The sequence below is a fragment of the Streptomyces sp. NPDC002324 genome (genome assembly GCF_053593335.1).
The window spans coordinates 183403-198157 of sequence record NZ_JBSFCF010000006.1 but is presented as its reverse complement, the minus strand read 5'-3'; the positions used below and the strand labels follow the sequence as shown (position 1 = coordinate 198157).

Sequence of the window (14755 nt, the reverse complement as noted above, 5' to 3'; positions counted from 1 at the left end):
CCTGGCGCGCCCTGCCGCGTCCTCCCAGGCCCCGCCGGTCCCTCGCCGCGCGTCCCGTCCCGTCCTACGGGGCCAGTTGCCGGTAGCGGCCCCGGAAGTAGCTGAGCGGGCCCGTGTTCGCGCCTGCCGCCGTCGAGGCGAGGACCCGGCCGATGACCAGGGTGTGGTCGCCGGCGGTCACCCGCTGCTCGGTGCGGCACTCCAGGGTGGCGAGGGCGCCTTCGATCAGGGGGGCTCCGGTGATCCCGCCCCTGGTGTGCGCGAGGTCCGCGAAGAGGAGGCGGTCGCTCACGCGGTTCTTCATGGCGAAGCGGGCCGCGGCGGTGCGCTGGTGCTCGGCGAGGACGGAGACCGCCCACAGCGGCTGCTCGGCGAGGAGGTCGTCCATCCGGGAGCCCTCGCGGAGGCTGACCATGACGAGGGGCGGGTCGAGGGACACGGACATGAAGGAGGTGGCCGTCATCCCGACGTCCTCGCCGCGTGGCCCCTCCGGGTCCAGCGCCGCCTCGTGCGCGGTGACCAGGACCACACCGGCCGCCAGCCGGGACATCGCGGCGCGGAATTCGTCTTCGCTCACCCCCTCAGCATGTACCGAGAGGGGAAGGCCGGGCGAAACCGGGGAGGGGGCGGGCGAAGCCGGGGGAGGGTCTGACAGCGAGTTCTTCGGCACGCCCGCACGCTAGCTCCCGGCCCTCGCCCACCACATCGGGCCCCCGCCCGATCCGGCCCCGGACCTGCGACCTAGGGCTCCAGAGGGGTTCCAAAGGCCTTGCAAAGGCCGTCCACCCCGGCCGTCCACCCCGGCCGTCCACCCCGGCCGTCCACGGGGAAGACCCCCGCCCTCGCGGACGGCCTCCATGTGGTTCCGTGTCCGGTCGGGATCGCTTTTGACCCTGTCCGACTCGTCCGCCGTCAGACGGAGGTGCTCCACGGTGTCACTGACAGGCTCATGCCAGGAGCCCTGGTGGGCCCGGCTGCCGGCCATCCGCCACGGTCAGTCACCCGTACAGCGCCTACACAGAGTTCTGAATTCTGTTCAGGAAACGCACGAGAGAAACGCATAAACTCCACTCAATTGCTCATGTTCTGTTGTGACTTGAGTCACAGGAGCCATATTTTGTTGACCCTGTGTACCGAGTGGGCTTCGCGCTGTGATTCAGTGGCGGGGACGCTGCAAGCTGTAAGCGGGAACTGTAAGCGGTAGTAAGCCCGCGAGTTAAGCAGGTTACCTGGAGCCTGGAGCTGCCACGAGATCTCGGGGGGAGGGCGAATGGAAACCGATTCGGAGCCCTACGTCCGTCTGACGACGCTGCGGCAGTTGCACCAGGTGATGGCGGACATGAACACCGCGCGCAGCCTGGCCGACACGCTGCAGACCGTCGCCGACGGCGTGGTCAACGGCCTGGGCTACGAACTGGCCTGCGTGAACCTCGTCCGCCCCGACGGCGACCTGGTCGTCGCCGCCCTCGCCGGGAACAGCGCCGCCGAGGCCCTGATCACCGGCCGCGTCGGCTCCCGCGAATCCTGGGAACGCCGGCTGACCATGGGCGAGGCCTGGGGCGACCTGCGGTTCATACCCCACACCGAGGGCTGGGTGCTCGACGAGGACGACGTACCGCAGTGGTACACCGACGGCCCCGCTCCCCGGTTCGAGGACGAGTGGCATCCCTCGGACCGTCTCTTCGCCCCGATGTACACCCCGGGCGCCGGCGGCGCGTCCTGTGGGGAACTGCTCGGTGTCGTGTCCGTGGACCGGCCGCGCAACGGCCGGCGACCGGGCGCATGGGGACGCGAAGCGCTCCAGATGTACGCGTTCCAGGCCGCCATCGCGATCAGCAACGCCCGCCTGCGCGCCAACATGCAGCGTGCCCTGGTCAGGCTCGAAAGGGAACAGCAGGCGCTGCGCGCCAGCGAGGAGTCCTTCCGGCAGGCCTTCGAGTACGCCCCCTCCGGCATGGCCATCGCCGAGATGGGCGGCGACCAGCACGGCCGGATCCTGCGGACCAACGACGCGCTGTGCCGGCTGCTCGGGCGGCCCGCCTCCGCGATGCGGCGCTACTCCTTCTCCGACCTCGTCCACCCCGAGGACATAGGCACCCTCCTGCGGACCTCCGCCGAGGGCGGGCGCGCGGAGCTGCGGCTCGGGCGGCGCGACGGGACGTACGTCTGGGTGTCGCTGCGCAACAGCGTGGTCGCGGACGCCGCCGACGGGCCCCGCTTCCTGCTCACCCACGTCGAGGACATCGAGGAGCGCAAGCGGCGCGAGCTGCAGCTCGCGCACCGTGCCTCGCACGACGCCCTCACCGGCCTGCCGAACTCGGCCGAGCTGCGTTCGCGCCTGGCCGCCCGTCTCTGTCAGCGCCCCCAGTCGCTCCCGGCCGGCGCGGCGGCCGACTCGATGAACGCGGCCTTCGGGCCCTTCGGAGAGCAGGGGGAGTCCGGCGCCGGGCACGGCGAGTTCGGGGAGCACGCGGCGCGGCTGCCACACCCGTCCTTCGACGACTACGAGGCCGCGGGGCACAGCGGGCACGCATTCGACTTCAACCGGCCCGGCGGACCGTTCGACGCCTTCGACCACCATGTGCACACCGTCGCGCCCGAGGACGAGCGGGACGACGGGACCAAGGGGCTCGCGGTGCTCTTCTGCGACCTCGACGGGTTCAAGTCGATCAACGACCGGTTCGGGCACAACTCGGGCGACGCCGTCCTCATCGAGGTCGCCCGGCGGCTCAGCCGGGGTGTGCGCGACGGTGACACGGTGGCCCGGCTCGGCGGCGACGAGTTCGTCGTCCTCGCCGACGGCCTCGGCCGCGCGGACGCCCAGGACCTCGCCGTACGCCTGCGCAACGAGATCATTCAGCCGATTCGGGTCGACGGCCGCGCAATGCGCGTAGGTGCCAGTTTCGGTATCGGATGGGCCCATTGCGGAATGACGGCGGACGAGGTGTTGAAATCAGCTGACGAGCGGATGTACGTCGAGAAACGATCTCGTCCCAGGCAGCACAGGCGGGCCGGATAGCGTCCGGGGTGACGCTGGAGACATGGGTCGATATCCGCAGGTCAGAGGCGTGCGGTGGCAGGAAATGGCCTGGTGGGCGAGGGGCGGGCCCGGCGATGAGGTCCGAGTCACCCGTTTCGGTCACCACGAGCGGGTAGGCTCGCTCTCCTACACCCCCGAGCAATAACCCGCCACCCGTACGTGTAAGTACCGCACCGCTGAGGAGACCTAGGGATGACGCCCGGCAACAACGGCGCGAGCACGCCCGAGGACGACGACCCGTTCGGCTACCTCTACGAGGACGGGCAGGCCCGAGGAGCCCAGCCGCCCAGCGCGAGCTACGGCTACCCGAACGCGGTCAACCGTGCGCGGCCGGTCGGTGAACGCCAGTACGGGCAGCAGACCCAGCAGGCTCCGCAGGCCGCCACCGCGCAGTACGGGCAGGTCCCGCAGCAGGGGTACGGCCACCAGCAGGCGGGCCCCGGCCGGCCGAACGCGCACTACCAGGCCCCCGAGAGCTTCTCCGGCGGCCCTCCGACGACCCGGCAGCAGAGCCACCAAGGCGGGGGCGGCGGCCGGGGCCGTGGCCCCAACACCAAGGGCCTCCTCATCGGCGCGATCGCCGTGGTGGCGGCGGTCGTGATCGGCATCGGCATCGCCATGCTCGGCGGCGACGACGGCGAGGACGCGTCCGGCAACAACACCGGCGCCTCGACGACCCCGACCACCGGGGAGAGCGCCGACCCCAGCCCGTCGGCCAGCAAGTCGAAGAAGGCGGAAGCCCAGGAACTCCCCAAGGCCGAGGCCAAGACCCTCCTCCTCGGCGGCAACGCGGCCATCGCGTCCGACGTCCCCGGCGCCAAGTCGGACGGGGGGTTCTACGTCGGGAACTTCAACTCGGTGGGTTCGTCGGTGACGTGGAAGGCGGAGGACGTCCCGAAGGCCGATTCCTACCGGCTGTACGTCGTCTACGGCGTACCCGGCAAGGACGCCAACGCCACGCTCACGGTCAACGGCAAGGCCCAGAGCCGCCCGCTCAACCTCAAGAACTTCTCGAATGCCCCGGAGGGCGACTACGAGAAGGGCTGGACGTACAGCTGGTCGGCCGTCCAGCTCAACAAGGGCACCAACGAGATCAAGATCTCGTGCGAAGAGGGCAACTCCTGTGACGTCAACATCGACCAGCTGTACCTGACCGGCAAGGACGAGGACGGCGGAAGCTGAGAGCCTCCGCTCAAGCCGCCGTGACCTCCTCCGTCACCGTCACCTGCCCCACCAGTTCCTCGTACGCCTGACGGTCGAACTCGCCCGCGACCGGGGTCAGTACGGTCGCCGCCGACAGGGCCACGGCTCGGGCCAGGCGGGCGGGCCAGGGGAGGTGGTCGGTCAGGCCGGAGAGCAGGCCCGCGACCGCCGAATCGCCCGCTCCGGTCGGGTTGCCGCGGAAGCGGCGGGGCGGGGCGGCGCGCCAGACGCCGTCGGGGGTGTGGGCGAGGACGCCCTCGGGGCCGAGGGAGGCCACGACCGCCTGGGCGCCTCGGCGACGGGCGTCACGGGTCGCTCGGGACGGCTCGTGGGAGCCGGTCAGTTCGGCCAGTTCGTCGGCGTTCGGCTTCACCAGGTCGGGGCGGGCGGCCACCCCACGCCGCAGCGGCTCGCCGCTGGTGTCCAGCAGGACCGGGACGGACAGCGTGCGGGCGGTCCGCACCAGACCCGCGTACGCGCCCACCGGCACCCCCGGCGGCAGGCTGCCGCACAGGGCCACCACCGAGGCGGAGCGCAGCAGATCGGCGTACGCCTCCTGGAAGGCGCCCCACTCGGCGGGTGAGATGAGCGGGCCCGGTTCGTTGAGTTGTGTGGTGTCACCGCTCGCGTCGGCCACGGCGACCGTCCGGCGGGTCGCGCCCTCCACCGGGAGCAGCGCGTCCACCACACCCGGTGTGTGCGTGAGCCGGTCCCGCAGGGCCCGGCCGGTCGCGCCGCCGGCGAAGCCGGTGACCGTCACCTCGTGGCCGAGCGCCGCGAGGACGCGGGCCACGTTCAGGCCCTTGCCGCCGGGGCGTTCGGTCACGTCCGTCACCCGGTGTGTGGCGTGGGGCCTGAGGTCCCGTACGCGGTAGGTGATGTCGAGAGCGGTGTTCAGTGTGACCGTGAGGATCACCTGGGCTCACCCCCTGGGACGACTGCGCGGAGGCTCGATCATGCCAAACGCGCGGCGGCCGGCCCAGACCCCCCGGCCGTCCGCCGCCGCGAACCGGGTGCCGACAGGCAGACGTTTCAGGCCAGTTGACCGGGCCGGTCGCCGAACGGGTTCACCACCCACTCGCCCTTGCGCAGGACGCCCTTGACGTCGAAGTCCGCGTCGAGGAGGACCAGGTCGGCGTCCTTGCCCGGGTCGAGGGAGCCGATGCGGTCGTAGAGACCGAGGAGGCGGGCCGGGTTGGCGGAGAGGGCGGCGACGGCGTCCTCGATCGGGAGGCGGTCGACGGTGACGGCGCGTCTGAGGGCGCGGTCCTGGGTGAGGGTGGAGCCCGCGATCGAGTCGCCCTCCACCAGGCGGGCCACACCGTCCGCGACCTCGACCTCCAGCGGGCCGAGCATGTAGCGGCCGTCGCCGAAGCCGGCGGCGTCCATGGCGTCGGTGATGAACGCGACCCGCGCGGCGCCCGCGTGACGGAACGCCAGTTGCAGGGAGGCGGGGTGCAGATGCGTACCGTCGTTGATCAGCTCGACCGTGATCCGTTCGTCCTCCAGGAGCGCGGCGATCGGGCCGGGCTCGCGGTGGCCGAGCGGGGGCATGGCGTTGAACAGGTGGGTCGCCACGGTCGCGCCCGCGTCGATGGCCTGGACCGTCTGCTCGTAGGTGGCGTCCGTGTGCCCGATCGCCGCGAGGACGCCGAGTTCGGCGAGGAGACGTACGGAGTCGAGGCCGCCGGGGAGTTCGGTGGCCAGCGTGACCATGCTCGCCCGGCCGCGTGCCGCGTCGATCAGTTTGCGGACCTCGGCGGGGTCGGGGTCGCGCAGGAGGGCCTCCGCATGGGCGCCCTTGCGGCACGGGGAGATGAACGGGCCCTCGAAGTGGATGCCGGCGATGTCGCCCTGCTCGGCGAGTTCGGAGAGGAGGCCGGCGCGGTGGGCGAGGCCGTCCATGTCACCGGTGACCGTGGAGGCGACGAGGGTGGTGGTGCCGTGGAGGTGGTGGGTGCGGATGCCCTGGAGGACTTCCTCGACGGTGCCGGAGGTGAAGGAGGCTCCGCCGCCGCCGTGGTTGTGGAGGTCGACGAAACCGGGGAGCAGCCAGTGGTCGTGGACCGGGATGGTGTGGGCGTTCTCCGGGGGGTTGTCGGAGATCTTGGTGCCGTCGATGGTGAGACGGCCGTTCTTCACCGTGCCGGTGGGGAGGACGACGTTGGCGCCTTCCAGGACATAGGGATGCGCTGTGTGTGGCGACCGCGGACTCGTGGGGGCTGGTCGCGCAGTTCCCCGCGCCCCTGACGGGGCGCTGTCGGAACCGGTGGCAGGATGCGCGGTCCCTGACGGGGTGCTGCTGTCGGACCCGGTGTCGGAAAGTGCGGGGGCCATCAGGTGGTTACCTCCGAAGGGGCCTTGGGAGCCGTGGGGGTCGTGGGGGTGAGGAGGTCCCAGGCCATGAGGCCGGCGCCGAGGCAGCCCGCGGTGTCTCCCAGGGCGGCCGGGACGATGGTGGGCACCTTCTGGAAGGTGACCCGGTGGTCGACGGCGGTGCGCAGCGGGGCGAAGAGGGTGTCACCGGCCTCCGCCAGGCCGCCGCCGACGATGAGGGTGCGGGGGTCGAGCAGGGTGAGGGCGGTGACGAGGCCGTCGGCGAGGGCGTCGACGGCGTGCTGCCAGACGGCGACCGCGCGCGGATCGCCCGACTCGACGGCCTTGGCGCAGTCCGCGGCGTCGGCCTCGGGCTCGCCGGCGGCCTCCGCCCAGGCCTCGCTGACGGCCGCCGCGGAGGCGTACCGTTCCAGACAGCCGCGCTGACCGCAGGGGCACGGAAGGCCCCCGGGCCGTACGACGATGTGGCCGATCTCGCCCGCGAAGCCGTGGGCGCCCGCCTCCACCCGGCCGTCGACGCCGATCGCGCCGGCGATCCCGGTGCCGAGCGCCACGAAGAGGAAGCGGTCCGCGCCCCGGCCCGCGCCCACGCGCCCCTCCGCGAGCCCGCCGGTGCGCACGTCGTGGCCGAGGGCGACCGGGACGCTGTCGAGGCGTTCGGCGAGGAGGTCGCGCAAGGGGACGTCACGCCAGCCGAGGTTGGCGGCGTAGACCGCGATGCCCCGGCCGGAGTCGACGATGCCGGGCACGGCGACCCCGGCGGCGGCGGGGGGCTCGCCGAAGTGCCGCTCGCCGTACGCGCGCAGTTCGGCGGCGAGGTCGAGGATCGAGGTGACGACCGCCTCCGCCCCGCGCTCGCGTCCGGTGGCGCGCCGGGTCTGGTGCAGCAGCACGGGGGGTGCGCCGGGCGCGGGGCCGGCCCCGACCAGTGCGGCCTTCATCCCGGTGCCGCCCACATCGAGGGCGATGACATGTCTCACGGGGAACAGTGTGGCCCTTTTACCCGCGAGAGGTCTAGTCCACTTACGTGGTGTAGACCTTGTGGTGTAGACCTTATGGAAGGTTTGGGAAGTTGAGAGATCAACGGCCTTGACGCGGGGCCTGTGATTCAGGCTGTTGTGCGCGGGGCTCGTGCGACAGGTTGGGGCAGTGGGAGTGCGACAGCGGCAGCGGCGGACGAACACCGGGGGCAGGAAAAGCGGCATAGCGGTGGCGTCCGCGCTGGGACTGATGGCGATGCTTGCGGGCTGCGGCGCCTCGGAGGGCGAGGGTCCCGGCGTCACGCTGAGACTGGTCGCCGCCGACTACGGCGACTCCAAGGCGAACAGCTCCCAGAAGTACTGGGACGCGGTCGTGAAGGCGTACGAGAAGAAGACTCCGGGCGTCAAGATCGATGTCAGCGTCTACTCCTGGAACGACGTCGACCGCAAGATCAAGGAAATGGTCGCCGCCGACGAGGCCCCCGATCTCGCGCAGGCCGGCACCTACGCGGACTACGCCTCGGCCGGCCGGCTCTACGAGGTCGACGACCTGCTCTCCATCCCCGTCCAGGCCGGCTTCCTCCCCCAGCTCGCCGACGCGGGCAAGGTGAAGCGGGTCGCGTACGGGATGCCGTTCGCCGCGTCCACCCGCGTCCTCTTCTACAACAGGAAACTCTTCGCCGAGGCGGGCATCGACCGCGCCCCGCGCAGCTGGAACGAGCTGGCCGCCGACGCCGAGGCGCTCGACGGGGCCGGGGTCGGCACCCCGTACGCGCTGCCGCTCGGGTCCGAGGAGGCGCAGGCCGAGACCATGCAGTGGCTGTTCAGCGGCGGGGGCGGCTACACCGACAACGTCGGCACCTACCGGATCGACTCCGACGACAACGTCCGGACCTTCACCTGGCTCAAGGACAAGCTCGTCGACAAGGGCCTCACCGGGCCCGTCGCCCCTGCCGAACTCAACCGCGCCGACGCGTTCGCGGCGTTCGCGCGCGGCGAGGTCGGCATGCTCAACGGGCACCCCAGCCTGATGAAGATGGCCGCCGACAAGGGGGTCGAGTACGGGACGGCCCCCATGCCGGGGCGTGACACGCGCAAGCACGCGACCATGGGGGTCGCCGACTGGATGATGGCCTTCAAGCAGAACGGGCACGAGGACGAGATCGGTGACTTCCTCGACTTCGTCTACAGCGACGAGAACGTGCTCGACTTCTCCCGGGAGTACGACCTGCTGCCGGTGACCGCGTCCGCGTCCGAGGCTATGGCGGGGGACAAGGGCGACGCGGAGCTGGGGCCCTTCCTCGACGCGCTGCCCAGCGCGGAGCTGTATCCGGTCGGCAAGACGTCCTGGGCGGATGTCAGTGCGGCGCTGAAGGAGCAGATCGGGCGGGCGGTGCGGCCTGACGCGAAGCCGGCGACCGTGCTCGGTGAGCTGCAGCAGACGGCGACTGTCGCTGATCGGGAGGAGTAGGGCGGCCTGGGGGTCGGGGGGCGCGACATGGGGTGGGGGTGCGGGTGCGTCGGCGGGTGCGGCTCGGTGGGGCTGCTCGCGCAGTTCCCCGCGCCCCTGAAAGACACGGCCCCTGCGGGCCTGAAGACCCAGCTCCCGCAGCCCTGCTTTTCAGGGGCCCGGGGAACTGCGCGACCAGCCCCCCCCACGCACCCGCGCCCGGCAACGCACCCACCCCGCCCCACCCCCTCGCGTTGTCACACCCCTCCGTTACGGTCGTCGCATGGACGAGCTGGGCACCCGGGAGCAGGCGATCCTCGCCGTGGAGCGGCAGGGGTGGGAGGGGCCGGGGGCCAAGGAGCGGGTCATCCGGGAGCGGCTCGGTCTGGCGCCGGTGCGGTACTACCAACTGCTCAACGCCCTGCTCGACGACCCCCGCGCCCTCGCCCACGACCCGGTCACCGTCAACCGGCTGCGAAGAGTCCGGGAGGCACGCCGGGCCGAGCGATGACGGATAGGGTCGAACCATGGGCAGCCACAAGGACGCAGAGAACCCCAAGGCCACCTTGCCGACACCCGTGACCCCGGCCGGGCGGGACGCGCTGGACGCGATCCTCGACCGCCCGAGCGGCACGGTGATCGCGCTCGACTTCGACGGCACGCTCGCCCCGATCGTCCCCGACCCCGAGCAGGCCCGCGCCCACCCCGACGCGGTCGCCGCCCTCGCCGCCCTCGCCCCCAAGGTCGCCTCCGTGGCCGTGGTGACCGGCCGCCCGGCGGCCGTCGCCGTCCGCCACGGCGGCTTCGCCGGTGTCCCCGGGCTGGAGCGCCTCGTCGTCCTCGGCCACTACGGCGCCGAACGCTGGGACGCCGTCACCGGCACGGTCAGCGCCCCCGCCCCGCACCCCGGTGTCGCGGCGGTCCGCGCGGAGCTGCCCGGCTTCCTGGACGGCGTCGGCGCGTGGCAGGGGACCTGGATCGAGGAGAAGGGACGGGCGGTCGCCGTCCACACCCGCCGCGCCGGCGACCCCCAGGCCGCCTTCGACGCACTGCGCGCCCCGCTCACCGACCTCGCCGCCCGGCACGGCCTCATCGTCGAACCCGGCCGCATGGTCCTCGAACTCCGCCCCCCGGGCATGGACAAGGGCGTCGCCCTCCGCGAGTACCTGGCGGAAACCGCCGCCGAATCCGTCCTCTACGCCGGTGACGACCTCGGCGACCTCCCCGCCTTCGCCGCCGTCGAGAAACTCCGCACCGAGGGCACGCCCGGCCTCCTGGTCTGCAGCGGCAGCGCGGAGGTCACCGAACTGTCGGAGCGGGCCGACCTGGTGGTGAACGGCCCGGAGGGGGTCGTCCGCCTCCTGGCGGGCATCGCCGGGCACGTATAGCGAGGAGACGAGGAGAGGGCCCGGCCTCCCGTAGCTACCGGGCCTCCTCCAGCGCCCTCAGCTGGTCCAGGAACCACTGCGTGGGCGGCAGCGCGGTGGCCGCCGCGACCAGCCGCTTGCCCCGCTCCGCCCGCTCGGCCGCCGGCAGGTTCAACGCCTCGTCCAGCGCGGCCGCCGTACCCACCACGTCGTACGGGTTCACCACCACCGCGTCGTCCCCCAGCTCCTCGTACGCCCCGGCCTCCCGCGACAGCACCAGCACGCACCCCCGGTCGGAGATCACCGGCACCTCCTTGGCGACGAGGTTCATGCCGTCGCGGATGGGGTTCACCAGGGCCACGTCCGCGAGACGGTACGCGGCGAGGGAGCGTGCGAAGTCGTCCTTGAGGTGGAGGATGACCGGGGTCCAGTCCGGTGTCCCGTACAGCTCGTTGATGTCGTCCGCGACGCGCTGGACCTCGGCCATGTAGTCCCGGTACACCGCGAGGTCCTGGCGCGACGGGTACGCGAAGGCGACATGCACGACGCGCTCGCGCCAGGTCGGCCGGTCGTCGAGGAGCTGCCGGTAGGCGTGCAGGCCGCGCACGATGTTCTTCGACAGCTCGGTGCGGTCGACGCGGACGATCGTGCGGCGCGGGGTGCCGTCGGGCGCCGTGCCGATCTGCTCCCGCAGCGTGACGATGCGCTCGTCGACGTCCCGCTGGTGGGCGCGGGTCCGCAGGAACTCGGCGTCGGCGCCCAGGCCGTGCACGCCGATCCTCGTGCCGGACGTGGCGTCGGGGCCGAGGACGGCGTGACAGCAGGCGGTGAACGCGTCCGCCCACCGCCGGGTGAGGAACGCGGCGCGGTCGGCGCCGAGGATGCCGTCGAGCACCTGTGCGGCGATGTCGTCGGGGAGCATCCGGAAGTAGTCGACGGGCGCCCACGGGGTGTGCGAGAAGTGGCCGATGCGCAGGTCGGGGCGGAGTTCGCGCAGCATGCGGGGGACCAGGACCAGGTGGTAGTCCTGCACCAGGACGGCCGCGCCGTCCGCCGCCTCGTCGGCGAGCGCCTCGGCGAAGGCGCGGTTGTACGTCTCGTACGCCGCCCACTGCCGCCGGAACTCCGCGTCGAAGGCCGGTTCCAGGGGGGTCTGGTAGAGCATGTGGTGCACGAACCACAGCGTGGAGTTGGCGACGCCGTTGTACGCGTCGTGGTGCACGTCGGCGGGGATGTCGAGCATGCGCACGCCCGGTTCGCCGATGCCGCGTCGTACGGCCTCGCGGTCGCCGTCGCCCAGGGCGGAGCAGACCCAGACGGCGCCGGAGGACGGGTCGATCGCGGAGAGGCCCGAGACGAGACCGCCGCCGCCGCGCTTCGCGCCGAGTGTGTCGGTCCTCTCGTCCAGCGTGTAGGTGACGGGTCCCCGGTTGGACGCGACGAGTACGTGGGCCGAGCCGTGCGTTGATGCCATAAGGCTCAACCTAGCCCGGGGGTTCGGAGGTCAAACGTGCGGTTCGGCCGTATACAGGAGTGCCTCGGGGGGTGGGGGGTGCGGGTGCGTCGGCGGGTGCGGGTCCGGTGGGGCTTCTCGCGCAGTTCCCCGCGCCCCTGAAAAGCAGGGGCTGCGCCCCGTGCTTTTCAGTGCCGACGCCGGCACCTTGCAGGCCCGCAGGGGCCTGGGCTTTTAGGGGCGCGGGGAACTGCGCGAGAAGCCCCACACACTCGCACCCGGCGACGAAAACCGCACCCCCTCCCCCTATGCCGCCTTCCGCTCCGCGTACTCCGCGATCTCCACCATCGGCGGCCGTTCCTCCAGGTCCACCGAGTACGTCCGCGGCTCGAACCCCTCCCGTCCGCGCTCGAACTGGGTCAGGACGGGACGGATCAGGTGGCCGCGGGCCAGTCGGAGCTGGGCCGTGCGGTAGATCGCCGCGGACATGCGGCCCAGCGCCTGCCCGTCCTGGTGGCGGTGTTTGCGGACGCCCACGTCGACCTGGGACAGGGCGTCGAGGCCGACCAGGTGCAGCGCGTCGACCAGCATGCCCAGCTCCACGCCGTAGCCGACGGGGAACGGGAGCCGCTCCAGGAGGGAGCGGCGGGCCGCGTACTCGCCGCCGAGGGGCTGGACGAAGCCGGCCAGCTGGGGCCAGTGCATGTTGAGCAGGGGGCGGGCCATGAGTTCCGTCACACGGCCGCCCTGGCCGGCGGCGGAGCCGAGGGGACGGTCGTACATCGCCTTGACGAGGTCGACACCGGGGTCCGTCAGCAGCGGGCCGACGATCCCGGAGACGAAGTCGGACGAGAACTCCCTGAGGTCCGCGTCGATGAAGCAGACGACGTCACCGCTCGTGACGAGCAGGGACCGCCACAGGACCTCGCCCTTGCCGGGCACGGCCGGGACGCGGGGCAGTATGTCGTCGCGGTGGACGACCCGCGCGCCGGCCGCCGCCGCGACCTGCGACGTCCGGTCGGTGGAGCCGGAGTCGACGACCACGATCTCGTCGACGAGCGGGACCTGCCGCATGAGGTCGTGGCGGATGATCGCGACGATGTCGCCGACGGTCTCCTCCTCGTTCAGTGCGGGCAGGACCACGCTGACCGACTGGCCGCAGGCGCGTTTGGCGGCCATGATCCTGTGGAGCGGGCGGTCGGCCATGGACCAGGAGCGGGTACTCAGCCAGCGCTCGACTTCCTTCAGCACAGTGCGCGGCTCCTCTGCGTTCATCTCGCGGTTCGGACGGCTCTCTCAACTGTCCTGGCCTTCGGTTACAGTCTTGGACAACGCTGGTGACCATCGCATGTCGGTGCCCGTCGGCGTATACAACCAAATACCGCTCATCCAGAGGGGCAGAGGGATACGGCCCGATGAAGCCCCGGCAACCCTCCAGCCGGTCTGACCACGTTGTCGTGGTGAGGCTCCCGGCTCGGGAAGGTGCCAAATCCGTCTCACGGCGAAGTGCGTCGTGAGGAAGATGAGGAGAAAGGGCCTCGCCTCCATGGCTGCGCAGACTGTTGCAAGCACCACCGATTCCACCTCCACAGTAGACCTCGGGCCCGCCGCCGCCCTGAGCTGTCGGGAATGCGGTCACCGGGTACCGCTCGGACCGGTCTTCGCCTGTGAGGAGTGTTTCGGGCCTCTGGAGATCGCGTACGACTACTCCGCGTACGACACGGAGGAGCTGCGGAAGACGATCGAGTCCGGCCCCGCGAACATCTGGCGGTACGCGCCCCTGCTGCCCGTCCCGGCCGACGTGGCGACCAAGCCGAACATCAACCCCGGCTGGACCCAGCTCGTCAAGGCCGACAACCTGGCCGCCGCGCTCGGCGTCGACGCCGGCAAGCTGTTCATCAAGGACGACTCGGGCAACCCGACGCACTCCTTCAAGGACCGTGTCGTGGCCCAGGCGCTGGAAGCCGCCCGCGCCTTCGGCTTCACCACCCTCTCCTGCTCCTCCACGGGCAACCTGGCCGGTGCCGTCGGCGCCGCCGCAGCCCGTGCCGGCTTCCGGTCCTGCGTGTTCATCCCGCACGACCTGGAGCAGGGCAAGGTCGTCATGGCCGCGGTCTACGGCGGCGAGCTGGTCGGCATCGAGGGCAACTACGACGACGTGAACCGCTTCTGCTCCGAGCTGATCGGCGATCCGGCCGGCGAGGGCTGGGGCTTCGTGAACGTCAACCTGCGGCCGTACTACGCGGAGGGCTCCAAGACCCTGGCGTACGAGATCTGCGAGCAGCTCGGCTGGAAGCTGCCGGACCAGCTGGTCGTGCCGATCGCCTCCGGGTCGCAGCTCACGAAGATCGACAAGGGGCTGCAGGAGCTGATCAAGCTCGGACTCGTCGAGGACAAGCCGTACAAGATCTTCGGTGCGCAGGCCGAGGGGTGCTCGCCGGTGTCGGTGGCCTACAAGGCCGGCCACGACGTCGTGCGGCCGCAGAAGCCGAACACCATCGCCAAGTCGCTCGCGATCGGCAACCCGGCGGACGGGCCGTACGTGCTCGACATCGCACGGCGGACCGGTGGGGCCGTGGAGGACGTGACGGACGAGCAGATCGTCGAGGCGATCAAGCTGCTCGCCCGGACCGAGGGGATCTTCGCGGAGACCGCCGGCGGCGTGACCGTCGGCGTCACGAAGAAGCTGATCGAGGACGGCGTCCTCGACCCGACGCTGACCACGGTCGTCCTCAACACCGGGGACGGTCTCAAGACGCTGGACGCGGTGGCCGGGACCGGCCTGACCGCGACCATCCGGCCCAGCCTCGATTCGTTCCGAGAGGCCGGTCTCGCGTAAGCAGGACCCGTCAGCAAGTCGTTCGGCTGCGGGTAGGCGGGGCTTGTCGCGCCCACGCGGCGGTAGCCGCACATGGAACACGGCCC

The 14755-nt window shown here is 71.6% G+C and carries 12 protein-coding genes and 1 riboswitch; of the genes, 6 read left to right on the top strand and 6 right to left on the bottom strand.

Translation table 11 applies throughout. The features are described from left to right. Positions 1-64: 64 nt before the first annotated feature. Positions 65-577: a flavin reductase family protein gene (locus ACWCRJ_RS11545; RefSeq protein WP_450939081.1), complete on the bottom strand. Its 513-nt coding sequence runs from the start codon at positions 575-577 to the stop codon at positions 65-67. 693 nt (positions 578-1270) lie between these two features. Between ACWCRJ_RS11545 and cdgB the strand changes: the two genes are divergently transcribed. Then, positions 1271-3019, top strand: a complete 1749-nt coding sequence (gene cdgB / locus ACWCRJ_RS11540) for a diguanylate cyclase CdgB (protein ID WP_450939080.1) — start codon at positions 1271-1273, stop codon at positions 3017-3019. 213 nt (positions 3020-3232) lie between these two features. Further along, positions 3233-4222 carry a carbohydrate-binding protein gene (locus ACWCRJ_RS11535; RefSeq protein ID WP_450939079.1) on the top strand — a complete coding sequence of 330 codons (990 nt, stop codon included), beginning with the start codon at positions 3233-3235 and terminating at the stop codon, positions 4220-4222. 10 nt (positions 4223-4232) lie between these two features. On the opposite strand, the gene ACWCRJ_RS11530 is transcribed toward ACWCRJ_RS11535, so the two are convergent. The 3 genes from ACWCRJ_RS11530 to ACWCRJ_RS11520 form a co-directional block, all read right to left on the bottom strand. Further along, a complete protein-coding gene (locus tag ACWCRJ_RS11530; RefSeq protein WP_450939078.1) occupies positions 4233-5159 on the bottom strand; it encodes a 1-phosphofructokinase in 927 nt (308 codons plus the stop codon). 116 nt (positions 5160-5275) lie between these two features. After that, on the bottom strand, positions 5276-6580 hold the full coding sequence (gene nagA / locus ACWCRJ_RS11525; protein ID WP_450939077.1) for an N-acetylglucosamine-6-phosphate deacetylase: 1305 nt from the start codon (positions 6578-6580) through the stop codon (positions 5276-5278). Then, on the bottom strand, positions 6580-7560 hold the full coding sequence (locus ACWCRJ_RS11520; protein WP_450939076.1) for an ROK family protein: 981 nt from the start codon (positions 7558-7560) through the stop codon (positions 6580-6582). Before ACWCRJ_RS11520 ends, nagA begins: the two co-directional genes overlap by 1 nt. A 250-nt stretch (positions 7561-7810) precedes the next feature. On the opposite strand from ACWCRJ_RS11520, the gene ACWCRJ_RS11515 reads away from it, so the two are divergent. From ACWCRJ_RS11515 to otsB, 3 genes are all read left to right on the top strand, one after another. Beyond that, positions 7811-9031, top strand: a complete 1221-nt coding sequence (locus tag ACWCRJ_RS11515; RefSeq protein WP_450939075.1) for an extracellular solute-binding protein — start codon at positions 7811-7813, stop codon at positions 9029-9031. A 262-nt stretch (positions 9032-9293) separates the two neighbouring features. Beyond that, complete coding sequence (locus ACWCRJ_RS11510) at positions 9294-9521, top strand: DUF3263 domain-containing protein (RefSeq protein ID WP_450939074.1); 228 nt, start codon at positions 9294-9296, stop codon at positions 9519-9521. 16 nt (positions 9522-9537) lie between these two features. Continuing rightward, positions 9538-10398, top strand: a complete 861-nt coding sequence (gene otsB, locus ACWCRJ_RS11505) for a trehalose-phosphatase (protein ID WP_450939073.1) — start codon at positions 9538-9540, stop codon at positions 10396-10398. A gap of 34 nt (positions 10399-10432) precedes the next feature. On the opposite strand, the gene ACWCRJ_RS11500 is transcribed toward otsB, so the two are convergent. After that, positions 10433-11851: an alpha,alpha-trehalose-phosphate synthase (UDP-forming) gene (locus ACWCRJ_RS11500; RefSeq protein ID WP_450939072.1), complete on the bottom strand. Its 1419-nt coding sequence runs from the start codon at positions 11849-11851 to the stop codon at positions 10433-10435. Positions 11852-12136: 285 nt separating this feature from the next. After that, a complete protein-coding gene (locus tag ACWCRJ_RS11495; protein WP_450939071.1) occupies positions 12137-13081 on the bottom strand; it encodes a glucosyl-3-phosphoglycerate synthase in 945 nt (314 codons plus the stop codon). A 131-nt stretch (positions 13082-13212) separates the two neighbouring features. After that, a riboswitch (SAM riboswitch) is annotated at positions 13213-13359 on the top strand. A 17-nt stretch (positions 13360-13376) separates the two neighbouring features. Here ACWCRJ_RS11495 and thrC point away from each other — a divergent pair. Further along, the gene (gene thrC, locus ACWCRJ_RS11490; protein WP_450939070.1) at positions 13377-14669 is read left to right on the top strand and encodes a threonine synthase; all 1293 of its coding nucleotides are present in this window, start codon (positions 13377-13379) and stop codon (positions 14667-14669) included. Positions 14670-14755 lie beyond the last annotated feature (86 nt).

Coding starts and splice junctions, on each gene's coding strand:
- cdgB (WP_450939080.1), top strand. CDS start 1,271: ATGGAAACCGATTCGGAGCCCTACGTCCGTCTGACGACGCTGCGGCAG.
- ACWCRJ_RS11535 (WP_450939079.1), top strand. CDS start 3,233: ATGACGCCCGGCAACAACGGCGCGAGCACGCCCGAGGACGACGACCCG.
- nagA (WP_450939077.1), bottom strand. CDS start 6,580: ATGGCCCCCGCACTTTCCGACACCGGGTCCGACAGCAGCACCCCGTCA.
- ACWCRJ_RS11515 (WP_450939075.1), top strand. CDS start 7,811: ATGGCGATGCTTGCGGGCTGCGGCGCCTCGGAGGGCGAGGGTCCCGGC.
- ACWCRJ_RS11510 (WP_450939074.1), top strand. CDS start 9,294: ATGGACGAGCTGGGCACCCGGGAGCAGGCGATCCTCGCCGTGGAGCGG.
- otsB (WP_450939073.1), top strand. CDS start 9,538: ATGGGCAGCCACAAGGACGCAGAGAACCCCAAGGCCACCTTGCCGACA.
- ACWCRJ_RS11500 (WP_450939072.1), bottom strand. CDS start 11,851: ATGGCATCAACGCACGGCTCGGCCCACGTACTCGTCGCGTCCAACCGG.
- thrC (WP_450939070.1), top strand. CDS start 13,377: ATGGCTGCGCAGACTGTTGCAAGCACCACCGATTCCACCTCCACAGTA.